This is a genomic window from Acidovorax sp., from assembly GCF_027492855.1.
Lineage (GTDB): Bacteria > Pseudomonadota > Gammaproteobacteria > Burkholderiales > Burkholderiaceae_C > Acidovorax.
In genome coordinates this window covers 14057-41034 of record NZ_JAPUDY010000072.1, presented here as the reverse complement: position 1 = coordinate 41034, position 26978 = coordinate 14057, and the positions used below count along the sequence as shown (strand labels likewise).

23 protein-coding genes and 1 pseudogene are annotated in these 26978 nt (G+C 60.5%); 18 read left to right on the top strand and 6 right to left on the bottom strand.

Features of this window, described 5'->3' with window-relative positions:
• Window positions 1–15: 15 nt before the first annotated feature.
• The 4 genes and pseudogenes from aspS to Q0105_RS13705 form a co-directional block, all read left to right on the top strand.
• A complete protein-coding gene (gene aspS, locus Q0105_RS13720) occupies window positions 16–1833 on the top strand; it encodes an aspartate--tRNA ligase (protein ID WP_298212695.1) in 1818 nt (605 codons plus the stop codon).
• 122 nt (window positions 1834–1955) lie between these two features.
• Window positions 1956–2792, top strand: a complete 837-nt coding sequence (locus tag Q0105_RS13715) for a CsgG/HfaB family protein (RefSeq protein WP_298212694.1) — start codon at window positions 1956–1958, stop codon at window positions 2790–2792.
• 11 nt (window positions 2793–2803) lie between these two features.
• Window positions 2804–3277, top strand: a complete 474-nt coding sequence (nudB, locus tag Q0105_RS13710; RefSeq protein ID WP_298212693.1) for a dihydroneopterin triphosphate diphosphatase — start codon at window positions 2804–2806, stop codon at window positions 3275–3277.
• A gap of 38 nt (window positions 3278–3315) precedes the next feature.
• Window positions 3316–3411, top strand: a pseudogene (locus tag Q0105_RS13705) (IS5/IS1182 family transposase); the annotation flags it as partial.
• A 400-nt stretch (window positions 3412–3811) separates the two neighbouring features.
• Here the strand turns inward: Q0105_RS13705 and Q0105_RS13700 are convergent.
• From Q0105_RS13700 to Q0105_RS13685, 4 genes are all read right to left on the bottom strand, one after another.
• Window positions 3812–4729, bottom strand: a complete 918-nt coding sequence (locus Q0105_RS13700; RefSeq protein WP_298212692.1) for an amidohydrolase family protein — start codon at window positions 4727–4729, stop codon at window positions 3812–3814.
• 28 nt (window positions 4730–4757) lie between these two features.
• Window positions 4758–5726, bottom strand: a complete 969-nt coding sequence (locus Q0105_RS13695; RefSeq protein ID WP_298212691.1) for a PDR/VanB family oxidoreductase — start codon at window positions 5724–5726, stop codon at window positions 4758–4760.
• 245 nt (window positions 5727–5971) lie between these two features.
• Window positions 5972–7048, bottom strand: a complete 1077-nt coding sequence (locus tag Q0105_RS13690) for an amidohydrolase family protein (RefSeq protein WP_298212690.1) — start codon at window positions 7046–7048, stop codon at window positions 5972–5974.
• A 358-nt stretch (window positions 7049–7406) separates the two neighbouring features.
• Window positions 7407–8339, bottom strand: a complete 933-nt coding sequence (locus Q0105_RS13685) for a LysR family transcriptional regulator (protein WP_298212689.1) — start codon at window positions 8337–8339, stop codon at window positions 7407–7409.
• A 295-nt stretch (window positions 8340–8634) separates the two neighbouring features.
• Here Q0105_RS13685 and Q0105_RS13680 point away from each other — a divergent pair, with 295 nt between their 5' ends.
• From Q0105_RS13680 to Q0105_RS13660, 5 genes are all read left to right on the top strand, one after another.
• Window positions 8635–9612 carry a tripartite tricarboxylate transporter substrate binding protein gene (locus Q0105_RS13680; protein ID WP_298212688.1) on the top strand — a complete coding sequence of 326 codons (978 nt, stop codon included), beginning with the start codon at window positions 8635–8637 and terminating at the stop codon, window positions 9610–9612.
• A gap of 109 nt (window positions 9613–9721) precedes the next feature.
• Window positions 9722–10999 (top strand): Rieske 2Fe-2S domain-containing protein, encoded by a 1278-nt coding sequence (locus Q0105_RS13675; RefSeq protein ID WP_298212687.1) that lies wholly within the window; start codon window positions 9722–9724, stop codon window positions 10997–10999.
• 11 nt (window positions 11000–11010) lie between these two features.
• Entirely contained in the window at window positions 11011–12117 is a 1107-nt protein-coding gene (locus Q0105_RS13670) for a zinc-binding dehydrogenase (RefSeq protein ID WP_298212686.1), read from the top strand.
• A gap of 62 nt (window positions 12118–12179) precedes the next feature.
• Entirely contained in the window at window positions 12180–13250 is a 1071-nt protein-coding gene (locus Q0105_RS13665; RefSeq protein ID WP_298212685.1) for a GTP-binding protein, read from the top strand.
• 433 nt (window positions 13251–13683) lie between these two features.
• On the top strand, window positions 13684–14871 hold the full coding sequence (locus tag Q0105_RS13660) for a porin (RefSeq protein ID WP_298212684.1): 1188 nt from the start codon (window positions 13684–13686) through the stop codon (window positions 14869–14871).
• Between the two features lie 49 nt (window positions 14872–14920).
• Here Q0105_RS13660 and Q0105_RS13655 read toward each other — a convergent pair whose 3' ends face one another.
• Window positions 14921–16618, bottom strand: a complete 1698-nt coding sequence (locus tag Q0105_RS13655; RefSeq protein ID WP_298212683.1) for a tetratricopeptide repeat protein — start codon at window positions 16616–16618, stop codon at window positions 14921–14923.
• A 354-nt stretch (window positions 16619–16972) separates the two neighbouring features.
• Here Q0105_RS13655 and Q0105_RS13650 point away from each other — a divergent pair, with 354 nt between their 5' ends.
• From Q0105_RS13650 to Q0105_RS13610, 9 genes are all read left to right on the top strand, one after another.
• A complete protein-coding gene (locus Q0105_RS13650; RefSeq protein ID WP_298212682.1) occupies window positions 16973–17710 on the top strand; it encodes an endonuclease/exonuclease/phosphatase family protein in 738 nt (245 codons plus the stop codon).
• A gap of 4 nt (window positions 17711–17714) precedes the next feature.
• Window positions 17715–18956 (top strand): cardiolipin synthase ClsB, encoded by a 1242-nt coding sequence (gene clsB / locus Q0105_RS13645; RefSeq protein ID WP_298212681.1) that lies wholly within the window; start codon window positions 17715–17717, stop codon window positions 18954–18956.
• A gap of 132 nt (window positions 18957–19088) precedes the next feature.
• Window positions 19089–19823 carry a GTP cyclohydrolase I gene (gene folE / locus Q0105_RS13640; protein WP_298212680.1) on the top strand — a complete coding sequence of 245 codons (735 nt, stop codon included), beginning with the start codon at window positions 19089–19091 and terminating at the stop codon, window positions 19821–19823.
• A gap of 3 nt (window positions 19824–19826) precedes the next feature.
• Window positions 19827–20249: a BLUF domain-containing protein gene (locus Q0105_RS13635; RefSeq protein ID WP_298212678.1), complete on the top strand. Its 423-nt coding sequence runs from the start codon at window positions 19827–19829 to the stop codon at window positions 20247–20249.
• A 291-nt stretch (window positions 20250–20540) separates the two neighbouring features.
• Window positions 20541–21422 (top strand): DMT family transporter, encoded by an 882-nt coding sequence (locus Q0105_RS13630; protein WP_298212676.1) that lies wholly within the window; start codon window positions 20541–20543, stop codon window positions 21420–21422.
• Entirely contained in the window at window positions 21419–22255 is an 837-nt protein-coding gene (locus Q0105_RS13625) for a DUF429 domain-containing protein (protein WP_298212674.1), read from the top strand. Before Q0105_RS13630 ends, Q0105_RS13625 begins: the two co-directional genes overlap by 4 nt.
• A gap of 227 nt (window positions 22256–22482) precedes the next feature.
• Window positions 22483–23946, top strand: coding sequence for a DUF945 family protein (locus Q0105_RS13620; RefSeq protein WP_298212673.1), 1464 nt, complete (start codon window positions 22483–22485; stop codon window positions 23944–23946).
• 28 nt (window positions 23947–23974) lie between these two features.
• Complete coding sequence (locus Q0105_RS13615) at window positions 23975–24241, top strand: hypothetical protein (RefSeq protein ID WP_298212672.1); 267 nt, start codon at window positions 23975–23977, stop codon at window positions 24239–24241.
• 242 nt (window positions 24242–24483) lie between these two features.
• On the top strand, window positions 24484–25155 hold the full coding sequence (locus Q0105_RS13610; protein WP_298212671.1) for a histidine phosphatase family protein: 672 nt from the start codon (window positions 24484–24486) through the stop codon (window positions 25153–25155).
• Window positions 25156–25195: 40 nt separating this feature from the next.
• On the opposite strand, the gene Q0105_RS13605 is transcribed toward Q0105_RS13610, so the two are convergent.
• Window positions 25196–26971 carry a TonB family protein gene (locus Q0105_RS13605; protein ID WP_298212670.1) on the bottom strand — a complete coding sequence of 592 codons (1776 nt, stop codon included), beginning with the start codon at window positions 26969–26971 and terminating at the stop codon, window positions 25196–25198.
• Between the last annotated feature and the right edge of the window lie 7 nt (window positions 26972–26978).

Sequence of the window (26978 nt, the reverse complement as noted above, 5' to 3'; positions counted from 1 at the left end):
GCCGGAAGTTTTGCCATGGCCATGCGTTCCCACTATTGCGGTCTTGTGACCGAAGCCCTGATGGGCCAAACCGTTACCCTGTCGGGCTGGGTGAACCGTCGCCGCGACCATGGCGGTGTGATCTTCATCGACCTGCGTGACCGCGAAGGCTACGTGCAGGTGGTGTGCGACCCCGACCGCGCCGAGATGTTCAAGACCGCCGAAGGCGTGCGCAACGAGTTCTGCGTGCAGGTCAAGGGCCTGGTGCGTGCGCGCCCCGCTGGCACCACCAACGACAAGCTCAAGAGCGGCCAGATCGAAGTGTTGTGCCACGAGCTGAACGTGCTCAACCCCTCGGTCACGCCTCCGTTCCAGATCGACGAGGAAAATCTGTCGGAAACCACGCGCCTCACGCACCGCGTGCTGGACCTGCGCCGCCCCTACATGCAGAACAACCTGATGCTGCGTTACAAGGTGGCCATGGAGGTGCGCAAGTTCCTCGATGCCAATGGTTTCATCGACATCGAAACCCCCATGCTCACCAAGAGCACGCCCGAAGGCGCGCGCGACTACCTCGTGCCTAGCCGCGTGCACGACGGCCAGTTCTTCGCGCTGCCCCAGTCGCCCCAGCTGTTCAAGCAACTGCTGATGGTGGCGGGTTTTGACCGCTACTACCAGATCACCAAGTGCTTCCGCGACGAAGACCTGCGCGCCGACCGCCAGCCTGAATTCACCCAGATCGATATCGAAACATCGTTCATGGAAGAGCAGGACATCCGCGACATGTTCCAGGGCATGATCAAGACGGTGTTCCAGAACACGCTGGGCGTGGACCTGGGCGAGTTCCCCGTCATGACGTACCAGGACGCCGCGCGCCTGTATGGCTCCGACAAGCCCGACCTGCGCGTCAAGCTCGAATTCACCGAGCTGACCGATGTGATGAAGGACGTGGACTTCAAGGTGTTCTCGGGCGCTGCCAACATGAAGGGCGGCCGTGTGGTGGGCCTGCGCGTGCCCGGTGGCTCGGTCGAAGGCGGCGGCATCAGCCGTGGCGAGATCGACGCCTACACCGAGTTCGTCAAGATCTACGGCGCCAAGGGCCTGGCCTACATCCGCATCAACGAGCTGGCCAAGGGCCGCGATGGCCTGCAAAGCCCCATCGTCAAGAACATCCATGACGCGGCCCTTGCCGAAATCCTCCAGCGCACGGGTGCCCAAGATGGCGACCTGATCTTCTTCGGCGCCGACAAGGAAAAGATCGTCAACGACGCCATCGGCGCGCTGCGCATCAAGATCGGCCACAGCGAGTTCGGCAAGAAGAACGGTTTGTTCGAAAGCCGCTGGGCACCGCTGTGGGTGGTGGACTTCCCGATGTTCGAGTTCGACGAGGACAACCAGCGCTGGAACTCGGTGCACCACCCCTTCACCAGCCCCAAGGATGGCCATGAGGACTGGATGGTGACGGCCCCCGAGAAGTGCATCTCCAAGGGTTACGACATGGTGCTCAACGGCTGGGAGATGGGTGGCGGCTCCGTCCGTATCCACCGCGCCGATGTGCAGCAAAAGGTGTTCGATGCCCTCAAGATCTCGCCTGAAGAAGCCCAGCTCAAGTTCGGCTTCCTGCTGGACGCGCTGCAGTACGGCGCGCCCCCGCACGGTGGCCTGGCCTTCGGCCTGGATCGCATCGTGACGCTGATGACCGGCGCCGAATCGATCCGCGACGTGATCGCCTTCCCCAAGACCCAGCGCGCACAGTGCCTGCTCACGCAAGCGCCGTCGCCTGTGGACGAAAAGCAGTTGCGCGAGCTGCACATCCGCCTGCGCAACCCCGACGCGGTCAAGGCAGCAGACTGATCCAGCGCGGACTGTTGTCATCCGATGCACCAAGGCATCGCATTGAAAGCGGCAAGGGCTTAGCGCCCGCGCCGCTTTTTTCTTTTTCCATCGCAGAATCCATGCTCCAAGAAAGTCCATCCATGCATCATTCATTGACGTTGCGGGCCCTGGCTGCCGGGGCTGTGTTGCTGGCCCTTGCAGGCTGTGGCGAGAAGAAAACCGAGCTGGGTCAAGGCGGCTCGGTCGTTACCGGGTCCGCAGGCCCGCAGGGCGCGCAGAATGCCGCCCGCGAGCTGGTGCGCTGCGACGCGCCGGTGGCCACGCTGGCACTGGCCGAAAACCCCCACGGTTACACCATGGGCTCGGGCTACCAGTTGCCGCCGTCGCCGGTGCCGCTGGTCAAGTTGCTGGCGCAGCAGAGTGGGTGCTTTCGCGTGGTGGACCGTGGCGCCGGGCTGCGCGGCACCGTCCAGGAGCAGGACCTGAAAGACTCGGGCGTGCTGCGCCAGCAGAACTCCACGGTGGCCAAGGGCAAGGGCTATGAGGCGCAGTACACGCTGACCCCCAGCCTCACCTTCAGCGAGCAGGACGCCGGGCGCGGGCTGGCGGGTGTGGTGGCCATGATTCCGGTGCTGCGCGACATTGCTGGGCTGGCGGGCCTGGTGGAGCAGGTCAAGTTCAAAGAGGCGCAGACCGCCTTGCTGCTCTCCGACAACGAAACCACCGAGCAGGTTGCCGCAGCCACGGGCTCGGCGCGCACCACCGACCTGGGGGTGGGTGGGCTGGTGTTCGGCAAGCTGGGCGGGGCCGCCGGTGCGGGCTGGAGCAACACCAACGAAGGCAAAGTCATCGCCGCTGCCTTTCTGGATGCGCACAACCAGTTGGTGGTGCAGGTGCGAACGCTGCAGGCCAAGACCCTGCCGCCGCCCGTGCCCACCAAGCCCGCCAACGGCCAGCGCCCCACGGCGGGCGGCTGACGAACGCGGGGGTGGAGGTGGCGCCGCAGCAGCCCTTCAAGATCCCGGAGTCGGTGCTGGTGGTCATCCACACCCCGGCGCTCGATGTCCTGATGATCCGCCGCACGGGCGCGCACGAGCATTGGCAGTCGGTCACAGGCAGCAAGGATTTTTTGGACGAGCCGTTCGAGCACACGGCCCGGCGCGAGGTGATGGAAGAAACCGGCATCGACGCGGCGGCCCCCGGCTGCCTGCTCACCGACTGGGCGCTGGAGAATATTTACGACATCTGGCCCCAGTGGCGCCACCGCTACGCGCCCGGCGTGGTGCGCAACCGCGAGCGCGTGTTCGGCCTGTGTGTGCCCGCAGGCACGCCTGTGGTGCTGAGCCCGCGCGAGCACGACGCCTTCGAGTGGCTGCCCTGGCGCCACGCGGCTGACCGGTGTTTTTCGGCATCTAACGCCGAGGCCTGCCTGCTGCTGCCACGGTTCACGCCCGTGGCTTGAACATGACGGGGCGGCTACGCGATGATTGACGCCGCCACCTGCACGCCCATCAGCACAACGCTGGTGCAAAAGGGGGGGATTCGGACAAGCATGCCCTCGGACGCAGTCGGGACGGGCTGAATATCAAGACCCATGCCACGGTCGATGCGCTGGGCAATCCGACCTCTACAAGGCACGGCATCTGATCCTAGTCTTGTAGCGCTCGGGCAGGGTCAACAGAATGTAATTGACCAGCGTGGCTTGATCCGCCGATCGCTCGATGAAGCACTGGCGCGCCCGGCACAGAATCTCATCGGTGAGCCATTCGATTTTGGAGGCGAAATGATGCAAGGCTCGACGTCTGGCGCTGGCATGCAAGCCTACTTATCCATTGAGGCCATAGGTTTAACTCTCTTTTACGCCAGCGGCAACGTTAAACCCGTCTAACAACCCTTGAGCCTCGTGCGGCGATTTGTATGTCCCAACTTCCGAGGCAAGCGCACCATGTACTGGTTAAATCGCTCACTCGCACTCATCGTCACTCATAAGAGAAGATCAGTAGGCCTCATCGTGCCAGTACAACCGCATCGGATTGGCAACCAGCAGCTTGTGCTGCAATTCGGTTGTCACGGCGATACGCGGAATAAAATCCACTAGCAGGCCGTCGTCGGGCATGTGATCTTTTAGATTGGGGTGCGGCCAGTCGGTGCCCCAAATAACCCGATCGGGAAAAGTCTCGACGATGTGGCGCATGCAAGGCACTACGTCACTATAGGCTGCCTGTTCGCCATTGAGCGCAGGCGGGCCCGCGACGGATAGACGCTCGGGGCACGTCACTTTGCTCCAGACGTTGGGGTGGTCGCGCATGAATTTGACGAAGAGTTCGAATTCAGGCCCGTTGATTGGCTTGGTCACATCGGGACGACCCAGATGATCGACAACCACAGTCGTCGGAAGGGCTGTGAAGAAGTCCCACAGCTCAGGCAGGTCCGAGGCCTCGAAATAGATCACCACATGCCATCCGAAGCGTGCAATCCGTCCTGCGATCTCCAAGAGTTCGTCCCTGGGGGTGAAGTCGACCAAGCGCTTGACGAAGTTGAAGCGCACACCGCGCACGCCTGCTTGATGAAGTGTTTCGAGCTCGGAATCGGAGATGCTGCGCCGGACGGTAGCTACTCCTCGGGCTCTACCAGCCGAAGACCGACACGCATCGAGCATGGCGCTGTTGTCAGCGCCATGGCAAGAGGCTTGGACGATCACGTTGCGTGCAAATCCAAGGTGATCGCGCAGTGCGAAGAGCTGCTGCTTGGACGCTTCACCGGGGGTGTACTTGCGCTCGGGCGCGAAGGGGAATTCAGCGGTCGGGCCGAATACATGGCAATGCGCATCTATGCTGCCCTGAGGGAGCTGAAAACGGGGCTTCGACGGAGCTGCGCACCAGTCCAGCCAGCCAGCTGTTTTCTCAAAACGCATGTCATTCCTTTCAAGAAAAATGCGATGACTACAGATCGAGCACCAGTTGCATCGACCTGGCTCGTGAACAACAAGGCAGGAACTGGTCGTTTGCTGCCTGCTCCGAGGGGCTGAGGAACATGTCGCGATGGTCGGGTTCGCCTTCAAGGACGCGCGTGAGGCATGTACCACACACGCCTTGCTCGCAGGAAGTTTGGACCTTCACGCCGGCGTCTGCCAAAGCTTCCACGACTGTTCTGTGCTTCGCAACGTGCACCACTTTGCCAGAGCTTGCCAGCTTCACTTCGAATGGACCGTCGGCATCGTGTGACGGTGCCAACCCGACGAAAAACTCGTAGTGCAGATGTTGCTCGGGCCACCCGATTGCCCGCGCGCGGCCCAGCACGGCGTCCATAAACCGCTTGGGCCCGCAGACGTAGAGGTGAGTGCCCGCCTGCTGTACCGAAAGCAGTGTATCGATATGCAGACGCTGCACAGCGTCACCATCGCTGAAGTGGAATGCCGTCTTGTCTGCGAATTTGGATCGCTGGATGTAGTCGTGAAAAGCCATGCGCGCGCGCGAGCGGGCGCTGTAGTGCAACTCGAAATCTTCGTCAGCGATGGTCAAGCGCTCGGCCATGCACAGGATCGGCGTGATGCCGATCCCGCCCGCCAATAGTAGGCTGCGCTTGACCCCATGGGCAAGTGCGAAATGATTCTTTGGCGCACTCACGAACAGTTTGTCGCCTTCGCTGACTGACTCGTGCATGAAACGGGAGCCTCCGCGCGATTCCGGGTCGCTCAGTACGCAGATCAAGTAGCGGTTGCTCTCAGTTGGATCGTTGCAGAGCGAATACTGGCGTGTGAGACCGTTGGGCAGATGCACGTCAATGTGCGCCCCCGCCGCAAACGCCGGCAGCGAAACGTCATCAGTGCTGACCAGATCGAAACTGCAGATGTCGAGCGCCTCAGCGGTCTTGCGGCGCACGAGCATGTTCAACAAGGACTTGGCCTGCATGGTTCAACTCTCCATTGGTCAGATAGCTGTCGTGCAGCGTCGCTGCTTCGTGCGGGGCGGGCCTTCGCGTGATGCACAGCCGCGAATGCCGGCGTGTCAAGCCACTGGGAGTCGGCATACCGGTGCGCAAATCCGCACGGGCCTGACAGTGGCGCACTTTCTTTTCCCGCACCTGCTCGAAGTCCATGATGTCCTCGGCATTGCGTTTCTCTATGAAGACCTTCGCTGGCGCATGTTCCACAAGCCTAGGCCACTTGCTTTAGTCGAAATGCAGTTTCGGCATTGGTCTGAAAAAATTTCTTCTTGTCTTCAAGAGGAAGAGGCATTCCATCAAGGACGGCCACTTCATTGATTTCATGCTGATATGGATAGTCCATCGCGTACATGACCCGATCCACACCAAGCGTTTGCTGGGTGAATCTGATAGCCGGCTCCCAGCCGAAGCCGCTGCTGGTGATATAAAAGTTCTCACGCAGGTATTCGCTAGGCTTGCGCTTCAATGCTCTTATCGTTTCATACCTTTTGGAGTTGACGGTGGCGCGGTGCATGTAGTCCAGCCGATAGGCCCAAAACGGCAGCGCCTCACCCATATGTCCGAGCACGATTTGCAGCTTGGGGAATTGGTCAAAGACACCTGCTGTGATGATGCGCAGTGCATGCAGTGCGGTCTCAGCACCAAACCCGAAGATGGCACCGTCAAGTCCGACTTCAAGGAACGGCTGGATCATGTTGCGCGGTGGGGTATTCGGATGTAGATAGATCGGCGTGTCGCAAGCCTCCGCCGCCTCGAAGATGGCCCAGAATTTTGAATCGGACAGATACTCGCCTTGCGTATGCGAGTTGATGATCACCCCGCTCAGACCAAGGCGATGAACTCCGCGTTCGATTTCTTTGGCTGCGGCCTTGGGTTTGTGTGGAGCGATCGCCACCATGCCACTGAAACGCGACGGGTGTTTTCGCACCGCCTGCGACAACTGGTCGTTGGCAGTGATGGCAAAGTCGGCTGCTGATTCGGCGTCCATCACCTGAACGCCTGGCGAAGTTAACGCAATGATCTGGCGGTCAATGCCGGCTTCATCCATATGTTGCAGGCGCTTCTGACCGAGGTCCTGAAGACACTCAATGATGTGTCTAGCTCGTTCGCTTGGACTACTCATGTAAAAGCCGATCAGGCTTTTGAACCCCGGGTCGGGGTCATTGCCCTCGAGAATCTTCTCCCAGACGGAAAGCATTTCCGGCGGTGCCCACGCTTCCTCGGTCGCGATACGCAGGTAGTCGGCTTTCCTGGGGACGGGGATAGGAGAGGGAGCTGTTGTACTCATGGAGGTTTTTCAGAAGCGTTGGCCAACGGGCGGCAGTCGACGACCGAGCAATGCCGCACAAGTCTGTGAGAACTCCGATTACAAGGTGCCCCTCAGTTCAATACAAACGAATAATTTATCTCAATTTATTGAATTATTTAATAATTGGCGATGCAGACCTCAGAACGAAAATGTCGCGGTCCTAAGAACGTGTTTACGATCCCGTAAGGACTGCCTTGGAGCGCGGCCGGGACGAGTGGATGTTTCGGATGCGCCGCATGGGCTTGTACCCATGCAAGCAGCCGGGGCGTCCACTAGCCCGATTTCACTCCGTCCTGCAAAGACTGCTGCGCAGCCTCTGGGAGATCGTGAGCACGTTCTAATACTTCAGCCCTCGTGCTTTCAGGAAACCGCGCAGGAAGTCGGCGAAGTCCAATGCAGGAGGAGACAAGGCGTGATTTCTGCGTGTGAACAGAGCTACAACTCGGCTCATTTCAGGTTTGACAAGTAAGCAGCTCTTTAGACCGAACTGGAGTGCCAGCGGACGAATGTAGTCTGCCGCGATGGCAATGCCCAAACCGGCTTGCGCAAGACTGAAGCCCGTGAACAGGTTGGTCACTTGTCGCGGTGCTGGGGCCGTGGCAAGCACTTGCTCAACCATTTCCTCACCAAGAAACTCCCTCAGTCGGGGGAGAAAACGCGTCGAAAAATCGAATGAAGGAACAATCACGCCGTACCCTAGGATGTCCTGTCCGGTGATCTTGATTCGTTTGACCAATGGATGTGAGGAGTTGCACCACACCATCATGGGGCTTTCCAAGAGTGGCTCGATCTCAAGGTCGGTTGTGGGCTCAACCAAAGACATTGGCCCAATTAGATAGTCCACCTCTCCATTCCTGAGTGTCTTGAACATCGAATGAGAGAGGGTGTCGACCACGCGTACTTCAATGCCCGGCCGATGCTTGCTGTACTCAGCAATGGCTGGTGCGAGCAAGGAACAAGTCACCGCCTCCGTTGCACAAATGCGCAGCACTGCGCGTTTTAGCAGGGTGAGATCGGTTGCATTTTTCTTGATCGACTGGATGTCATCCAAGACTTTCTGTGCCAAGGGAAAGAAGTCACGGCCTGAGTCGGACAGTTGAACTTGCCGCGTTGTGCGATCGAGCAGCTTCAGGCCCAGTTCATCTTCCAGGTTTTTGATCATCAAGCTGATCGTTGATTGACTGGCATGCAAGCTTAGTGCGGCCTCGGTGAAGCTTTTGCTCTCTCCTACGGCAATAAAAGCGCGCAACTGCTTCAGGGAAAAGTTCATTGAGGCCACTGTGTTCTCCGTCTGAAAAAAGACGCAACCTGGCTCCCCAAAGCGTCCGCCTAGTGTGAAGCTAAAACACACCGCACGGAGGAAGTGCGCCCGAAATTAAGTGTCACGTCTCGCGAGAATTATCCTTTTTTTGAATAAATAAATTGAATTTATTCATTTGCCTGATTTAAACATGATCCATAGCATCCGGGCTAGCCGCAATCTGATTTGCACAGTCGAGCTGCTAGTAAGGACTTTGGTGTGAACTTGGAATTGAGAGCAGTTGCTTGAATACGGAACCCGGAATATGACCCTTCGAACCTCGCTAGCTTCCATTGGATTGGTATGCGCTGTCGGACTGCTACCGGTGCTCTGTACAGCACAGGACTATCCTTCTCGCGCTATTCAGTTCATCATCCCATCGACTCCTGGTACTACGGGGGATCAGCTGGCACGTTTGTTCGGGCCCAAACTGTCGCAGCGCTGGAACGTGCCCGTAGTTGTAGAAAACAAGGTAGGAGCCGGCGGTTTGATCGGCATCGAGGCTGGAGCAAGAGCTAGTCCGGATGGGTATACCTTCCTGCTCTCTGCCACCGCCTTTAGTACTCTGCCAACGCTGCATCCTCAGCTTGCCTACGACCCGATCAAAAGCTTTTCCCCAGTCGTGTTGCTGGGAAGCAGTCCTCTGGTCCTCGCGGTCACCAGCAGGATGCCAGTCAAGACCGTGCGCGAGTTCATCGACTACGCCAAGAAGCAACCTCCAGGCAAGCTGAACTATGCATCACCTGGCATCGGCAGTGTGCATCACCTCACCATGGAGTTGTTCAAGCAGCAAACCGGCCTTAGCCTGATTCATATCCCTTACAAAGGTACAGGTGGAGCCCTCAACGATCTGGCGGCAGGGCATGTTGACGCCAGCATTGTCGTTCTGCAGTCAGTCCTGTCCCTGGCGCGGGCCGGAAAAATCCGCGTGCTGGCAGTCACTGGGACTGAGCGTGTGGCGCAGTTTCCTCAGGTGCCTACATTGGCGCAGGCAGGTGTGCCCAATGTGGTAAGCGAAGCTTGGTTTGGTCTCACTGCACCTGCCGGAACGTCCCAGAGCGTGATTGCCAAGATGAATACGGAAATCAACAGCCTGTTGGCGCTATCGGAAGTGAAGGATTCGATGACCAATGCTGGGGTTGAACCAATAGGCGGAACGCCTGAGAAGCTGGATGAGTTGGTTCGCCGAGAACTCAAGACTTGGGGTCGGGTGGTCAAGAAAGGCCATATCACGGCCGACTGAAGGAGCAAAGTAAACCAGGAGGAGTTTGGGTATGGCTGCCTATTTGCAAACAATGAAAGACAACCGTTTTGATTTTTGCACCTCAGCAACTATTTGACAGGATTGACGCATGACAACACGTGAACAAAATGAGCTTCTGACTCGTACAGGCCCAGCTACTCCTATGGGGGACCTTTTCAGGCGCTATTGGATTCCTGTACTCATGGCACAGGAGTTACCCGTGCCTGACTGCTCTCCAATTCGCGTTAAGTTGCTGTCGGAACATTTGATCGCATTTCGTGACTCGAACGGCAAGCTTGGCCTGATAGACGAATTTTGTGCCCACCGCCGTGTGTCCCTTTGGTTCGGGCGCAATGAAGAGGGAGGGATCCGCTGCCCGTACCACGGCTGGAAGTACGACACCAGCGGGCAGTGTCTGGATATCCCATCAGAACCCGATGGGAGTAAATTTTGCAACAAGGTTAAGCTGAACTCCTATCCGTGTGTGGAGTTGGGCGGCGTCATCTGGACATATATGGGGCCGTCAGATAAGCAGCCGCCGCTGCCCGAGTTTGAGTGGGCGCTAGTACCCGATTCGCATAGATATGTGTCGAAGCGGATCCAGGAAAACAACTATCTGCAAGCGATGGAAGGTGGCATCGACTCGAGCCACGTCTCTTGGCTGCATAGTGGCGAACTTGCGAATGACCCTCTGCACGTGGGTACCGAAGGCGCAAAACACATTGTCAATAAGAAGCCAGTTTTTGAGCTTCACAAATCGGAGGGCGGCCTCGTGATCGCCGCCAAGCGCCCAACGGAAGATGACCGAGCCTATTGGCGCGTGACTCAATGGATATTGCCGTGGTACACGATGATTCCACCTTATGGGGACAACGCACTACGAGGGCATGCATGGGTGCCCATTGATGACGAACACTGCATTACATGGAACTGGGCCCACCATCCCACGCGTCCGTTGACTGAGGATGAAATGAACGCGATGGCGAACGAGAATGGGGCGTTTGCAGCCCTCATACCGGGAACTTTCCGGCCCGTTGCCAACAAGGATAACGACTATCTGATGGACCGTGCCGGACAGAAGTCGGGTCGTTACTACAGCGGGATCAAGGGAATTGCCATGCAGGACGCATCACTGCAAGAAAGCATGGGTCCGATAGTAGACCGATCCATGGAGCGACTGGTTTCAACCGATATTGCAATCGTTCAGGCTCGGCGGCGCCTGATGGAGGCGGCAACTGATGTGCAAAAGGGAGCGCCTGCTCCTGGTCTCGATCCCCTGCTTCATCACGTTCGATCGGCATCGTTTGTGGGGGCATCTAACCTCGCCTTCGCCGAACTCCAAACTGCTCTGGCCGCAACCGCTGGCACTCAGCCTACGTCCGTTTGAAAGGGGTAGCTGTGCCGAAAAAAATCCGAGCTGCGGTAGCGCTTGACCACAAGCAGGTCGAAGTCCGGGAGTTCGATACACCGGAAATCGCACCTGACAGCGGACTGCTGAAAGTAGAAAAGACGGGCGTCTGCGGAAGCGATTGGCCTTATTTTTTGACCTACCCCAAGAGCAAGGGGCCGATGATTCTTGGGCATGAGAGCGTAGGTATGGTCTCGGCGCTGGGCAAGGCCGCCGCCCTGCGTTGGGGGGTCAAAGAGGGGGACCGGGTTGCGTTGGAGGAGTATCTTCCCTGCGGATATTGCCGTTTCTGCAGGACCGGCGACTATCGCCTGTGCGACGCGACTGACACGCTTGTGGGCAATGGCATCCGCTATGGATCGACTCCGGTCAGCGTCGCGCCGTCGCTCTGGGGCGGATACAGCGAGTACCAATACCTGCACCCCAATACGGTGTTTCATGCGGTGCCGAACTCGATTCCTGCAGCCCAGGCGACACTGGCGCTGCCTTTGGGCAACGGCATTGAATGGGCCTTTTTGCAAGGACACGCCACCATCGGCACCTCGGTCTTAATCCAAGGGCCTGGACAGCAGGGCCTTGCTTGCGTTGTGGCTGCGCGAGAGTCGGGCGCGTCGTGCATCATCGTTTCCGGTCTCTCGTCAGATGGGCCTCGGCTGATATTGGCCAGGGAGCTGGGTGCGCATCATGTCGTTGACGTGGAGCACGAGGATTTGTTGGAGTCGGTGGCCAATTACACGGGTGGCCTCATGGCCGATCTTGTGATCGACTGCGCTTCCGGTGGGAGCTCGACCATCACCTCTGCGCTGCAGACGGTTCGAAAAGCCGGCACTGTGTTGCTGTGTGGCCGAAAAGGCAAGCCAATTCCTGAGTTCGACAGCGACCTGCTGTTTCGCAAGAACATAACGGTCAAGGGCGTGCGTGGACACAGCCATCAAGCTGTTGAATTGGCCGTGCAACTTATCGGGTCGGGGCGATATTCATTCGAAAAAATGTGCACCCACACTTTCGGTTTGAACGAAGTGCGAAATGCGCTCCTCACCGTGGGACGGGAAGGCGACCTGAGTGCCATTCATTGTTGTGTGGACCCGGGTCTATAGATTGACAGCCCAAGAGTTCGATTGATGGTTATCTGCCGGCTCCACCTATTCGCAAAGTTGCCATGCCTCTTCCTATTGCCCGCATCCGCGTCATTCTTTTGACTGGCTTCCTCGGTAGCGGCAAGACCACCCTTCTGCGTTCGTTGCTGCAGTTGCCGCAGTTGAGAGATACAGCTGTACTGATTAATGAACTGGGCGCTGTGGGGCTTGACCATCATTTGGTATGGGGGGCGGTGGACACGACACTGATTTTGGAGAACGGCTGCGTTTGCTGCAGCGCGCAGGGGGATCTTGCCGGGACCCTGGAAGACCTGTTCTGGAAGAGGTTGCACAGAAAAATACCGCGATTCGAAAGAGTGGTGATCGAAACCACTGGCATCGCCGATCCGGGGCGCATTGTGGATATGTTCTCGGGGCAGTCCTTGATTGCCGAGCGATATGTCCTCAGTTCGCTTCTCTGTACGGTTGACGGACTCGTTGGTGAACAGCAGTTGCAGCAGCATCCTGAGTGCTTGGCCCAGGCTGCTGCAGCCGACGCAATTTTGATAACCAAGACGGACATCGCCAAGGAAGAGGGCCTGGCAAGACTGGAGCTGCAGCTCAAACGGGTGAATTGCGCTGCAGTGTGCCAGCGAAGCGATGCAGGACCGACGGCCATGGAGGCGCTTCTCGGGACCTTCGACAACACGCATTTGGACAGGGGTAGAGGGCTGACGCGAAAGCTTGTCTATCCATCGGGATTGATGAATGGAGAACAGGCCGGCGAACAGACTCCTGGGCCATTGACGCCAGCAGGCGTCCACACGCAGATAACTTCATTGGTCCTACGGCTTGAGAAATTCCGAAATCACGACGAGTTACAGGAAATGCTCCGATCCCTTCTGTCGTGGTGCGGCGCGCGCATCCTGAGGGTCAAGGGTCTGGTCGAAGTGAGCGGTGATGCTTTGCTGACGGTTGTTCAGGCGGTCGGCGACCACCTGTTTCCCTTTGAACGACTCCCCGTAGGCGTGCAGTTGGAGGGAGCGGGTTTTCTGGTTCTTATCACCATAGGGCTGTCAAAGGAAGAACTCCTGCACTGTAGGTTGCCGACTTTGAATCAGCTCATGGAATCCGTCAGAAATTCTTCTGTTTGAAAGAGTGCGTCATTTCGGCGAGGGATGGTATGGAGTCGAAAACGCTGACGGTCAAAGATGTCGAAGCATTTAGGGAATGGCTTTCAAGGCCGTGATTTGCGCGGAAGCTTTTTGAATTTGATTGGGATAAGCGTGCCCGTGTGGGCTCATTTGACTGAAAGGCGGATTGGCGAGTCCCTCGGTATCTCTATGGCCCAAGGCTTTGCATGAGTCTAATTTGAGCGGTTGCAAATGTAAATTGCTCTGATCGCGTCATGCATCTCGAATATTTTTTGACGAATGCTTTGTAGCAGGAAGCGGTCTGAGTGTTTTCGATGTTGCCCTAATCAATCCGATCGTAATTTTATATCCCTTGTAGGGGATTCATTCAAAAAACTGCAACTGTGGTGTTGTTGATGATTTAGGAAATTCATAATTAATTAGGAGACAAAAGATGACGAAAAGAACGGGGTTTTTTATTATTCTTGCTATGGGTGTTCTTATGCTTTCTGGCGCGGCAACTGCGCAAGACGGTACTGTGATTTACGGAAAACTTTATACGCAATTCACTCATGCCAACACATCGGGAGCGACACCAACCGGAACCGCGGTGAGCACCCTTGGCGCCTCGCCCACAGGCGTGAATTTCAGCAAAAACGAGCTTGCCTCGTCGGATTCTTGGATGGGCTTTCGTGGTAATGAATCGCTTGGAGGAGGATTGAAGGCTTTCTGGCAGATTGAGGGGAATGTAGCAGTTGATTCTGGAAGTAGTGAGTTTGCGAATCGGAACACTCACATTGGCCTTTCGGGGTCGATAGGGACCTTGCGATTGGGTAACATCGATACGCCATACAAGCGCGCGGGTGATACGCTCAGCTTCCTTGGTGTCAGTGCGCGCAACCATGTCACCAATGTGGGGTTAATGACTCGCATGGGGTCGGGGAACAGCCTGTCATCGAGCTTCCATTTACGCAGCCCAAATAGCATTGTCTACGAATCGCCGACGCTGGGCGGCCTTCAGCTCATGGCGCAGTACGCACCCGACGAAGTGAAAGCAGCCACACGAAACGCGTATTTGCAATCCTATGCGGCAACGTATACGTTCAACGACCTTTATTTGGCTTTGGGGCATGAAATACACCTCGACCGCTTCGGTGGGTCACTCAATTCACCTGGATCACGTTCCAACTTCGCGAACGCTGCTGCGAATTCACGTGATTATTCCACCAGGGTGACAGCCAAATACCGCCTAGAAAATACAACCATCGAATTTGACTATGCCTGGAACAACTATCGAGAGAGCGGAGGTGCAGTTAACAAGTTTGAGTCGTATAAAAATCGTGCCTGGCTGATTGCCCTTCAGCACAAGGTCGGCTTGATCACATTTGCCGCGGCTTACGTCAGCGCCAAACAGGGCACCTGTTCGTTGGTAGGAGGTGCTTTTTGCAGCACAGATGGGTTGGAAGCGGCGCAGCTCAATCTTGGCGCTTCGTATGCGCTGTCGAAACGCACGTACGTTTATCTGATTTCATCGAGGCTCAAAAATGGCAAGTCCGCAGTATTCAGCAACCTGTCGACCGGCGCAGCACCTCCCGGTGCCGACATCACTCAAGTATCACTCGGCGTAAGTCATAGCTTTTAGCTGTCATACCCCGGACGATCATATTGCTACTTGTCGAACAGGTGCGAGATTAGGATGGCGGGGTGGAAAGATCGTCTTGGAGTAGCGGTGATGCCGGGGTGCGCGCGGGGCCGCGTGCCCGTAGCACCACACCGCCCGGCCGCCGCTCGCTCTCTTGCCCCAGCATGGCGCGCGCCGGGGCGTTGCCCATACGTTGGCGCAGTGCGTCGATGGCTTGCTGCAGCGGCTCGGGCGATGCGATGCGTGCGCTGTGCCGCAGCAGCACCTGCTGCGACAGGTCCAGCAGCTTGGCGTTGAGGGATTCTTCCGCCTGTTGCAGCAGGTTCTGCACGGCGCCAGCCGGATCGCCTGCCAGGCTTTGCGCCATGGAGACCTCGGCGGTCTTGTTGATATGCAGCAAGCAGTCGCGCACCAGCACGCCATAGGGTTCGTGCAAGCTGCAGGCATTGGCCATCAGTTCGGTCAGTCCGCGCGTGTTGGCGTAGCGCATGCCCAGGGCGCGCACCCAGCCTTCGCCCTCGGGCAATTCGATCGACGTGGCGGCCAGCACCGCCAGCAGGCTGCCCAGGTTGCAGGCGGCTTCAAAGTCGAAGCTGCTGGCCGTGATCTCGCGGGCCATGCCGCGCACCGATTCCACCGCCTGCGAGAACTGCCGCTGCTGGATGAGCTGCAGCGCCCGCGCCACCTCGGCAAAGCGGCGGATGCGCGCGCTCTCGGGGTGGCGCTCCAGGATGCGGACGAAGTCGGCCATGCAGCGCTCGATGCCCTTGCGGTCGTTGTCGGCGTAGTAGGCAAAGGTCAGCAGCACCAGCGACTGGTAGTCAAACAGCTTGGAGTCGATGCCCAGGATCACGGCCCGTGCCAGCACCTTGGTAGCGGTCTCGCGGTCGCCCATGTAGTACGACATCATCCCCAGCTTCTGCAGCCGCACGACCGAGTCGGGTGTGAGGGTGCTGGCGGTGCGGTAGGTCTCGATGGCCTGTGCGAAGTTGCCCAGCTCCACCTGCGCTCGGCCCAGCACGTCGTAGGCGTCGGCAAACGAGGCGTCTTCGCCGATCAGCCCTTGCAAGGTGGTGATGGCGCGTGCCGCCTGGCCTGATTCGATTTGCGCACGCGCCACCCCGAGCTTGGCCCAGGGCAGGGCGCGTGCGGCGATCACGGCCTCAAACAAGGTGCGCGCCTCATCATGCCGCCCCAGCCGCAGCAACAATTCAGAGCCGATGCGCGCGGCGTACAGCCAGTAGGGCTGGCGCGCCTCGAAGCGCTCCACGCACAGGGCGGCGGCCTGCTCGAAATCTTCGGCTTCGATGGCATCGAAGATGGGCTTGAGGTGCACCTTGCGCAGGCGCGCCAGGCTCAGGCGTTCGAACAATGCGCTGGGCGTGAACGGCTTGAGCAGGTAGCCGTCCAGCGCCGATTCGGCGGCTTCGGCCACGGCGGCATACGAGGCCTCGGCCGTGACCATGAAGAACACCGTGGAAAAGGGCAGCAACTGCGCGCGCCGCAGGTCGTCCAGCAGGGTTTGGCCCGAGGAATTGGCATCGCCAAAAAACTGGTCGCACAACACGTAGTCGAACACCGTGTGCTCCAGCCGACTGCGGGCGTCCTGCACACGCGAGCACTGCACGATGCGGGCCACGCCGTATTCGCGCAGTTGTCCCACCAGAATGCTGCGCGACGTGGCATTGCTGTCCACGATCAGTGCCTGGATCTGGGTGGCGGCGGGTTGTCCGCTCTCTGTGGCCATGGGGTGTGTGAACCTGGCTGGGGGGCTGGGAATGCGACGACCCAGTGTACGGCTGGCCGCGCCAATTGATCGCCGGACAAACCCGCTCCTTGTACCGCTTGCGACACAATCTCCAGTCCTAGAAGCGGCAGTTGACCGCTTTCCATCTTTAAGAGCGCTACATGGATACTGACTTTCGCTGCTTCGTTGACGTTCGCCTGGGGAGTGGACACGCTACACACTCGCCAGCACCGCGCTCGGCGCGCCATGCGGCGTTGCTCCTCCTTGCGGGCATGCGCCCGCCGCGTCGTCACGCCTTGCCTGGCGCGTCGATCACAGCACTGGCGAGTGCGTTCAACTACCACTTCTAGGACCATGGAACACGACGATATTCTGCGGGTCGCCACCTACAACATCCACAAGGGTGTGCAAGGCATCGGCCCCGCGCGCAGGCTGGAGATTCACAACCTGGGCTTGGCGGTGGAGCAACTCGATGCCGACATTGTTTGCCTGCAGGAGGTGCGCAAGCTGCACCGGCGCGAGGCGGCCTATTTTCAGCGCTGGCCCGAGCTGCCCCAGGCCGAGTTTTTGGCGCCCGAGGGTTACGAGGCGGTGTACCGCACCAATGCCGTCACCCGCCATGGCGAGCATGGCAATGCGCTGCTGTCGCGCTGGCCCGTGATCGGGCACCAGCATGAGGACATCTCGGACCACCGTTTCGAGCAGCGGGGCCTGCTGCATGTCGAGGTGGAGGCCCATGGCCGCAATGTCCACGTGATCGTGGTGCACCTGGGGCTCATCCCCGGCAGCCGCGTGCGGCAGATCGAGCGCCTGCGGGCCTTTATCGAGCGCGAGGTGCCCTTTGGCTCGCCGCTGGTGGTGGCGGGCGACTTCAACGACTGGGGGCAGCAGCTCAAGCGCATGCTGGCGGGGTTTTTGCTGTATGAGTTCGAGGCGCCGCGCGCCTTCACCTACCCGGCGCGGCTGCCGCTGACCCAACTGGACCATGTGTATGCGCGGGGACTCACGCCGCTGTCGCTGCATGTGCCGCGTGGCCGCATCTGGTGGCGCATGTCTGACCACCTGCCCTTGATTGCTGAATTCAGACTGTGACCCCGTGAAGCAAAAGACCCTTCAGGCCCGTAGCGCGGAATTTGCCGACGACCACCGCATGCGCCTGCTGCAAGGCGCCGAGGAGCTGTTCCCCGCCCTGATCGAGGCCATGGATGCGGCGCTGTCGGACATTCAGTTCGAGACCTACATCTTCGACTTCACCGGCTCGGGCGCGGCCGTGGCCGAGGCGCTGATGCGGGCGGCGCAGCGGGGCGTGCGCACCCAGTTGGTGGTGGATGGCGTGGGCACGGGTGCACTGCCCGTGGACTGGGCCGAGCGCCTGCAGGCCGCCGGGGTGTTGTACAGCGTGTACTCGCCCCTCGGGCCCCTGGGCTTGCTGCTGCCCCACCGGTGGCGGCGGCTGCACCGCAAGCTGTGTGTGGTGGACGGCTGCATGCTGTTTTGTGGCGGCATCAACGTGCTGGATGATTTTTACGACCCCAATTTCGGTACGCTGGATGCCCCCCGGTTCGACTTTGCCGTGCGCACCACCGGCAGCCTGGTGGCTGCGGCCAGCGACGCCATGGACCAGCTGTGGTGGCGCATGCGGGCCGTGCGTGATGTGCGCCAGCGCCGCTTGCCCGAGGCGCTGCAGGCCCTGCGTGCGGCCAGCGCTGCCAGCCACGCGGCGCAGGGGGGTGATGGCAACGCCGGGCCACCCGTGCGGGCCGCGCTGGTGCTGCGCGACAACGTGCGCAACCGCAGCCGCATCGAAAAGGCCTACCGTCGCGCCATCGGCACCGCGCGGCACGAGGTCATCATCGCCAACGCCTACTTCCTGCCTGGCGGCAAGCTGCGCCGTGCGCTGCTGCTGGCGGCACGCCGGGGCGTGCGCGTGCGCCTGCTGCTGCAGGGGCGCTACGAATACTTCATGCAGTACCACGCAGCCCGACCCGTGTACGGCAAGCTGTTGGAGGCCGGGGTCGAGATCTACGAATACGAGCCCAGCTTTCTGCATGCCAAGGTGGCCGTGATTGACGCGCAGGGCGAGCGGCCCTGGGCCACGGTGGGCTCGTCCAACCTCGACCCCTTGAGCCTGCTGCTCGCGCGCGAGGCCAACGTCATCGTGGAAGACGGTGCTTTTGCCAACGACCTGCGCCAGCGCCTGGTGCACGCCATGCAGCACGCGGGCCGGCGCATGGACCCGGCCCGCTACGCCAACCGCCCGCTGCGCCAGCGCGTGCTGGACCGCTTCGCCTTCGGCCTGATGCGGCTGGCACTGTGGGTAACGGGCAACCGATACTGACTGGCGGGCACCGCCGTGGTGTTGTGTAGTGAGTGCTATAAAAAATATAGCTGCTAGCGCTTATCCAATAAGCGCAAGGTGCCTAAAACCCTTGAAATCGGCAGATCACGGTTCGCTGTTACGATTCTGGCCATGTCCAGCCAAACTCCTGCCGCCGATATGACGCCCACCCCGCCGGATGACGATGAAGGCACGCCCGTCTCCGTCAAGATCCGCGAGCGCCTTGCCGCTGCCCGCAAGCGCTTTCACGCCAACGACAACATTGCCGGGTTCATCGAGCCCGGCGAGCTGGAAAAGCTGCTCGACGAGGTCGAGGTCAAGATGCAAGGCGTGCTCGACAGCATGGTGATCGACACCGAAGGCGACCACAACACCCACAACACGGCGCGCCGCGTGGCCAAGATGTACCTCAACGAGGTGTTCAAGGGCCGCTATGTGACGCAGCCGCCCATCACCGAGTTTCCCAACGCTGAGCACCTGAACGAGCTGATGATCGTCGGCCCCATCACCGTGCGCAGCGCCTGCAGCCACCACTTTTGCCCCGTTATCGGCAAGATCTGGGTGGGCGTAATGCCCAACGAGCACACCAACGTGATCGGCCTGTCCAAATACGCGCGCCTGGTGGATTGGGTCATGGGCCGCCCCCAGATCCAGGAAGAAGCCGTGGTGCAACTGGCCGACCTGATCATGGAAAAAACCCAGCCCGACGGCCTGGCCATCGTGATGGAGGCCAGCCATTTCTGCATGTCCTGGCGCGGCGTGCGCGAGATGGACAGCAAGATGATCAACTCCGTGATGCGCGGCGTGTTCCTCAAGGATTCGGCGCTGCGCCGCGAATTCCTCTCACTCATCCCTGGAAAGAACTAACCCATGTTGGTACGCCTGCTCTATGCCAGCCGCGCGGTGGACACCTCTCCCGCAGCCATCGAAGCCATCCTGACGCAGTCGCGCCAGCACAACCCCGGCTGCGGTATCACCGGGGTGTTGTGCTACGGCGGTGGCGTGTTTCTGCAGGCCATCGAGGGCGGGCGCTCCGCCGTGAGCGACCTGTACGGCCACATCCAGCGCGACGTGCGCCACAAGGACGTGGAGCTGCTGCACTACGAAGAGATCGCAGAGCGCCGCTTTGGCGGCTGGACCATGGGGCAGGTGAACCTCTCCAAGATCAACCACTCCATCTTGCTCAAATACTCCGAAAAGCCCGAGCTCGACCCGTATGCGGTGTCGGGCAAGGTGTCGTTTGCGCTGCTCGAAGAACTGATGGCTACCGCGTCGATCATCGGCCGTGCTTGAGACGGAGTGAGTTGGGCGGCTGCGTGCGCGGCCTCCCAGTCCGCTTGCCCTGAGCCTGTCGAAGGGCTGTTTCCAACGCGTGCCCGGGCTTCGGCCCTTCGACGCGCTCAGGACAGGCAAGCGCAGCCCGAACGGTCTTGGGGATGCTGTCGAGGGGAGCACCTTCAGCAGCCGCTCGCTACGCCAATCACGCCCACTTTGGGTTGATGGGGTAGACAGTCTCATTTTTTTGGCCGCAGCCGTTCAACCGGCGCTGCGGCTTTTTGCATTCATGCCGTTCTTGTCCCTCCCGTGACCCTCACCGCCTTCGCCCTCATCATCCTCGCCGGGCTCATCCATGCCTGCTGGAACATCGCGGCCAAGAAGGCCGGGGGGGATTCGCGCTTCGCATTTTTCTCCTCGGTGCTCATGATGGTCTTCTGGGCTCCGCTGGGCTGGTGGCTGGGGCGTGATGCGGTGCCGCTGTGGGGCGCGGTGGAATGGGGCTTTGTGGTGGCCAGCGGGGTGTTGCACGTGGCGTACTACGTGATCTTGCTGCGCGGCTACCGCGTGGCCGACCTCACGGTGGTCTATCCGCTGGCGCGCGGGTCGGGGCCGTTGTTGTCGTCGCTGGTGGCCATCACGCTGCTGGGTGAGCGCATCTCGGCACTTGGGGCGCTGGGCATTGTGGGCGTGGTGGGTGGCGTGTTCCTTATTGCGGGCGGCCCCGGCCTGCTGCGCGCAGCGCATGACCCGGCGGCGCGCGAACGCGTGCACAAAGGCATGCTGTACGGCCTGCTCACCGGTGTCTTCATCGCCAGCTACACGGTGGTGGATGGCTACGCGGTCAAGTTCTTGCTGATGTCGCCCATCCTCGTGGACTACATGGGCAACTTCGTGCGCGTGGGCCTGCTCGCGCCCGTGGTGCTGCGCGACCTGCCCACCGCGCGCACGCTGTGGATCGCGCAGTGGCGCTTTGCGCTGCTGGTGGCAGTGGTGAGCCCTGTGGCCTATGTGCTGGTGCTGTATGCCATGCAGCAGGCGCCCATGTCGCACGTAGCCCCGGCGCGCGAGGTGTCTATGTTGTTCGCTGCGCTCATCGGCGGTCACCTGCTGGGCGAGGGCGACCGCGTGGCGCGCATCTTTGGTGCACTGTGTATTGCGGCGGGTGTCACCGCATTGGCTTTGGGATGACGGCCACCGCACCGCCTTTGCTGCTGGGCTGCGACTTTTCCAGCAGCCCCACGCGGCGCAAGCCCATCGTGCTGGCCCTGGGCCAGCGCAAGGGCGCACGGGTGCAGCTCAACGCACTGCAGCCCTTCGGCACGCTCGCTGCCTTCGGCCAGTGGCTGGCCCAGCCGGGCGCCTGGGTGGGCGGCTTCGATCTGCCATTTGGCCTGCCGCGCGAGCTGGTGTTGGCCCTGGGCTGGCCCACCGATTGGCTGGCATGTATGCAGCACTACCGCACGCTCAGCCGCGCGCAGATCCGCACGCAGTTCGCCGCGTTCTGCGATGCACGGCCCGTGAGCGGCAAGTTCGCCCACCGGGCGACGGACAGGCCCGCGGGCTCCAGCCCGTCGATGAAATGGGTGAATCCGCCCGTCGCCTACATGCTGCACGCGGGCCTGCCGCTGCTGCTCGACGCGGGCGTGCACCTGCCGGGCCTGCATGTGGGCGACCCGGCGCGCGTGGCGCTGGAGGCCTACCCCGGCCTGCTCGCGCGCGAGGTGTTGGCGCGCCGCAGCTACAAAAGCGACGACCGTGCCAAACAGACGCCCGACCGCCTCATCGCCCGCAAAGACCTGGTCAACGCGCTGGAGCTGGGCCAGACCCGCCTTTCCCTGCGCCTGGCGCTCAGCCACGCGCAGCGTGATGCCCTGGTGCAGGACGCCAGCGGCGACAGCCTGGACGCCGTGCTCTGCCTGCTGCAAGCCGCATGGGCCGAGCAGCGCCATGCTGAGGGCGACACGCTCTATGGCCTTCCGCCCGGCCTCGATCCGCTGGAGGGCTGGATCGTTTCGGCCTGAGTTGGGCGGGTGCTATAAAAAATATAGCTAATAGCGCTTATTCATCAAGCGCTGGATGCCAAAAAAGCTTCAAACTTTGAAGCAAGAAAACCGTGCTGCCAGGGGCTCAGCCCATGACCCCGGTCAAGGTGAAACAGAAGGAAACAGGTGCGTCAGTGGTGCGCTGCTATTCTCGCCAGCGCTCTTCCATGGGAGGGAGGGCGAACGCAACCAACAATAGGCAATCAATGAACAAGAAAGCAGTTTTTGGCACCGCAGCGGTGCTGCTGGTGGCCGGGTATGGCGCCGCGACCTGGTACCTGGGCGAGCGTGCGCACAGCGCCTACCAGGAGGCCGTTGCAGACATCAGCAAGCTTGCGGGCGCCGAGGCCCTGGTGTCGCAGCAATACACCAAGGGTTTCTGGTCATCGCAGGCCCAACTGGTGCTGCAGTGGACCCCGCCCGTGTCCGAAGAGGGCGAAGAGGAGGACGGCGACGCCAGCGCGGCCACCGCGCAACCTATCCGCATCACGCTGGAAAACACCGTGCGCCACGGCCCGCTGGCGGGCTGGCGCCTGGCTGCGGCGGTGATCGAGACACGCCTGGGCGCCGTTGAAGGCGTGAGCGACAGCATGCGCCAGGCCTTTGCCAAGGTCAGCGCCCCCACCGTGACCACCGTGCGCCGGTTCACCGGCAGCCACGACATCGCGCTGGCCTGGCCCGCCGGTGAGATAGGCGACGGCGGCAGTCTGGTGCGCTGGCAGCCCCTGGCCTACCAGATGAACCTGAATTCAGACCGCAGCCGCCTCAGCGGTCATTTCGCCTGGCCCGATTTCGCCGTGGACCTGTTGCACAACGAGGCGGAGGACGACGACGTGCCTGCCGCTGCCGCTGCCGAGGCCCCGGCCACGCGTTTTGCGATGGCGTTCCAGGGCATGAAGGGCGATTTCGACATGGAATTGCAAGACGGCCTGTGGCTGTTGGCGCCCGGCCACGCCAAGGGCACGCTCGGCAAGGTGACGGCTACGCGCACCGCAGCAGCCGGGGCCGCACCCCAGCCGTTGGTGGCATTGCAAGACCTGAGCTATGGCACCACCATCTCGCGCAGCGGCACCCAGTTGGGCGTGGTCGGCGCACTGCGGGGCACGGGCAGCATTGGCACCGTGGCGCTGGAGTCTTTGGAGGTGAACGAAACCGTGAGCCGTATCGACGTCGATGCCGTGAAGCTGTTGCAAACGGCCCTGGTGGCTGCCTACCGCGCCGACCAGGAGACGGCGCTTGTTGCCACCGAAGCGCCTTGGGGCGAAGCGCTGGCGCAGGCCGCACCCAAGTTCGTGGCGGCCTTGCCCGCCTATGCCGTGAAACTGTCGGCCAAGATGGATGGCGAGCAGGGCGAACTGGAATACGGCCTTGAAATCAAGAACGCGCCCAACGCCGACGAGATCGCCGCGGGTGGCTGGGGCCCGGCGCTGCTCAAGAGCAGCGCCCTGCACGCCAACCTGCGCCTGCCCAAGGCCTGGCTGCCCCGCCTGGCCCAGGCCGCGGGCCAGAAGGCCCCCAAGCCCGAGGACATCGACGCCATGGTGGGCATGGCGCAAGCGCAAGGCTTCGTCAAGCAAGAGGCCGCCCACCTGACCAGCGCCCTGCGCGTGGAAGGCGGCAAGACGGTGCTCAACGGCAAGGAAATCGCCCTGCCTTTTGGGCGCCATTGAGAATTGCGCGTTACGCTGGCTGCACACCATGCTTCGACCACCATCACCGCTTTCTCCGTTTACCGCTGGCCCTGCATCGCGCAGGGCGGTTGCGGCGGGGGTGTTGGCGGCCTGGAGCCTGGCCTTCGCTGCATTTGCCGCCCCCGCGCCCTGGTACTACTGGCGCAGCAAGGTGGACGGCGCACGGGTGTGCGCGCAAACCTCGCCTGGCCCCGGCTGGGAGCGCGACAGCGAAGCCTACGAAGGCCCCGGCTGCCAGCCGCGTCGCAAAGTGCTCATCGTGCCCATGCGGTGACGCCAGATTGTGCAAATACCTCAGAAACCCGCCGGCCCCATCTCCCGTCCCCCAATCCGTTCGGGCTGAGCTTGCCGAAGCCTCGCGCGGCGTTCCGACAGGTTTGAACGGATTCATGCTTGTGAGAGATACCGGTATCCGCCGTTGTTTTGTTATAAAAATAATAGCTGCTAGCGCTTTATCCATAAGCGCTAGAGGCCAAAATAGCTTGCATTAATGTGTGTGCATTCCATAATGCATCCATGACCGAACTCATCCTCATCCGCCACGGAGAGACCGACTGGAATCGCGAACTGCGCTTTCAGGGCCACGTGGACGTGCCGCTCAACGCCACCGGCCACGAGCAAGCCCGCCGCCTGGCTGAGCGCCTGGCCGCCGAGCAAATGGTGGTGGACCACCTCGTTTGCAGCGACCTCATCCGCACCCGCCAGACCGCCACGCCCAGCCTGCAGGTGCTGCTGCCTGCGCTCCACATCGACACCCTCACCGACAGCGGCCTGCGCGAGCAGAGCTTTGGCATCGTGGACGGCCTGCGCGTGGACGACGTCAAGGCAGACCACGCCGACGCATGGGAGCGCTGGCTGCGCTTCGAGGCCGACTACGGCATGCCCGGCGGCGAGACCACGCGCCAGTTCCACACCCGCGTGATGGACGCCGTGCGCCGCATCGCGCAGCAATACCAGGGCCAAAAAGTCATGGTCGTCACCCACGGTGGCGTGCTCGACATGATTTGGCGCACCGCACGCGGCACGGGCCTGGACGGCCCCCGCCAGAGCGACATCCCCAACGCGGGCCTGAACCGCGTGCGGGTAGATGGCGACGCAGTGCAGGTGCTGGACTGGGCCGACGTGCGGCACCTAGCAGACTTGCCGGAGCAGCCGGTGTATGACCAGAAGAAGTTGCTGGTGCGGTGAGGGCTTCCGTTGCAGCTCCTTGGCTTATCAATAGGGTGGTTTATGCCTTAGGCCTAAAGGCAATGATCATTTCCTGAGGTACTTTGCCGTTCTGATCCCCAGGCAGCCTCTGCACACGCTGAAGCGCGCGTAGTACAGCCGCGTCCCATGCCTTGTTCCCACTGGGCTTGGTGAGTTGATGGCTTTGGATGCTCCCATCTGCCCCTAGTTTGAGGGTTACCTCTGCCACTGGGTTGCTAGATACGGGCTCGCTGAAAACGATGTGCGGTAGTACTGCATCGCGTACCGTGTCTCCATAGCTTCGGTTTCCGCTTTGCTTTGGAGGGGGGTCATCCGAGAGTTTGAAGTTGAACGGAATTTTGTAGGTGCTGGCAATAGCCTTACCCTCACTATTCTTTGCTGGAACAAATGTCGCATCCAAGGCAGCAGCAATCGCAGCTTCGTCCAGAATCGCATGGCCTGAACTTCTCTCAACCCTGGCATGACGAACCTTGCCGTTAGGGTCGACGACGGCGGTGAGGACGACACTGCCTTCTTGCCCGCTACGGCGGGCAAGAGGTGGATAAGTTACCTTTGGAGAGATCAGGTAGGACGCGCCAATTGCGGGGCGCTCAAGGGGCAGCATGCCCTCGCTCCAAGGGCTTGGTCTGGGCGATGTGGGAGTCGCATCGGCTGTGTTGTTTGGCGGCAATCCCTTGAGCATTCTGTCAATTTCAGAGCTTTGCGCCTCAAGTGAGACACTGGATGATCCGGGCGGCTTTATGCCAAGGAATGAACCGTAGCTCGCTACAGGTGGCGTAGAGCGTGGTGAGCTGAACTGTTCTGCAATCTTTCCGAGTGAGGTTATAGCCAGCACGAGCAGTAACCCCCAACCCCAGCGGTTTATCTCGAACTGAGTGTGCGCGGGTTGACTACGAGGCTTGCGAGCGAGTCGTTGTCTCCATTTCGGGATCTGTGCTGCCCATTCGCGCCATTGTCCCAAATTCTGCGTATTGGTGATGATGTGCAGCCAGTGCGGATAGAGTTGTGAAATGCGCTCCGCCATGGGCACTTGTATTAGGAGTGCCGATGTTGTAGGGCGCTTATCCTCGCGCAGTCTTCGGATGAGACTCTGTTGATCAGCGCGGACGTTTTTAGGCAGGCTGTCAAAGAATTCAAGCTCGGCAAGGGCCGCAGCCACGATCTCGCCAGACCGACCAAATGCTACTAAGCGACCTCGATCCTCCCGCCATCCAAAACAATCTATTGCTGGACTGAACAAAAACTCCTTACCGGGCCGCCACCCTTCAGCCAATGCACCTGCGACCCCCCATTCAAAGAGGAAGCGTGCGTCCATGTCGACCAAGCGATCGCTGTCCAGAGTGCGATTCAGCCAAACGCGCGCGGCATCTCGATCGGTAGGCCAGCCTGACTCAAGCTTTTCACGCATTTCAGCCAGAAGCGTGCGTGCCACTTGTTCCGAACTCTCTATAGCTGATGACCGGCTATCGTTCTGCGTCGTGGGACCCGCTGAATCGGGCAAAGATTCAGCCCTTTCTGCAGCCGATGTTTGATCTTTCTCTGGGGGCGTGGTGGCGTGCTGGCTTTCATCTTCATCAGCATTCGAGGCGATCCCTGTCCTATCCGCCTGTTGACGGTTTTGGGCGTACCAGGACATAGCAGTCTCGTAGGCCTGCCTCAATGACTGGAAACCATCGGGATCCGCTTCTTGGTCGGTCTGTTTGAGCAAGCGCGCGTAGGCCCGGCGTATCGCGCGGTCATCGACGTCTGGGCCGAGGCCCAATCGGCTCAAAAATGGATGAATTGTGTCCTGCATAGGCGGC

Coding starts and splice junctions, on each gene's coding strand:
- Q0105_RS13690 (WP_298212690.1), bottom strand. CDS start 7,048: ATGAGTACAACAGCTCCCTCTCCTATCCCCGTCCCCAGGAAAGCCGAC.
- Q0105_RS13655 (WP_298212683.1), bottom strand. CDS start 16,618: ATGGCCACAGAGAGCGGACAACCCGCCGCCACCCAGATCCAGGCACTG.
- Q0105_RS13665 (WP_298212685.1), top strand. CDS start 12,180: ATGCCTCTTCCTATTGCCCGCATCCGCGTCATTCTTTTGACTGGCTTC.
- Q0105_RS13685 (WP_298212689.1), bottom strand. CDS start 8,339: ATGAACTTTTCCCTGAAGCAGTTGCGCGCTTTTATTGCCGTAGGAGAG.
- Q0105_RS13615 (WP_298212672.1), top strand. CDS start 23,975: ATGCTTCGACCACCATCACCGCTTTCTCCGTTTACCGCTGGCCCTGCA.
- Q0105_RS13695 (WP_298212691.1), bottom strand. CDS start 5,726: ATGCAGGCCAAGTCCTTGTTGAACATGCTCGTGCGCCGCAAGACCGCT.
- Q0105_RS13650 (WP_298212682.1), top strand. CDS start 16,973: ATGGAACACGACGATATTCTGCGGGTCGCCACCTACAACATCCACAAG.
- Q0105_RS13680 (WP_298212688.1), top strand. CDS start 8,635: ATGACCCTTCGAACCTCGCTAGCTTCCATTGGATTGGTATGCGCTGTC.
- Q0105_RS13715 (WP_298212694.1), top strand. CDS start 1,956: ATGCATCATTCATTGACGTTGCGGGCCCTGGCTGCCGGGGCTGTGTTG.
- Q0105_RS13625 (WP_298212674.1), top strand. CDS start 21,419: ATGACGGCCACCGCACCGCCTTTGCTGCTGGGCTGCGACTTTTCCAGC.
- Q0105_RS13660 (WP_298212684.1), top strand. CDS start 13,684: ATGACGAAAAGAACGGGGTTTTTTATTATTCTTGCTATGGGTGTTCTT.
- Q0105_RS13620 (WP_298212673.1), top strand. CDS start 22,483: ATGAACAAGAAAGCAGTTTTTGGCACCGCAGCGGTGCTGCTGGTGGCC.
- folE (WP_298212680.1), top strand. CDS start 19,089: ATGTCCAGCCAAACTCCTGCCGCCGATATGACGCCCACCCCGCCGGAT.
- Q0105_RS13605 (WP_298212670.1), bottom strand. CDS start 26,971: ATGCAGGACACAATTCATCCATTTTTGAGCCGATTGGGCCTCGGCCCA.
- Q0105_RS13635 (WP_298212678.1), top strand. CDS start 19,827: ATGTTGGTACGCCTGCTCTATGCCAGCCGCGCGGTGGACACCTCTCCC.
- Q0105_RS13610 (WP_298212671.1), top strand. CDS start 24,484: ATGACCGAACTCATCCTCATCCGCCACGGAGAGACCGACTGGAATCGC.
- aspS (WP_298212695.1), top strand. CDS start 16: ATGGCCATGCGTTCCCACTATTGCGGTCTTGTGACCGAAGCCCTGATG.
- Q0105_RS13700 (WP_298212692.1), bottom strand. CDS start 4,729: ATGCGTTTTGAGAAAACAGCTGGCTGGCTGGACTGGTGCGCAGCTCCG.
- Q0105_RS13675 (WP_298212687.1), top strand. CDS start 9,722: ATGACAACACGTGAACAAAATGAGCTTCTGACTCGTACAGGCCCAGCT.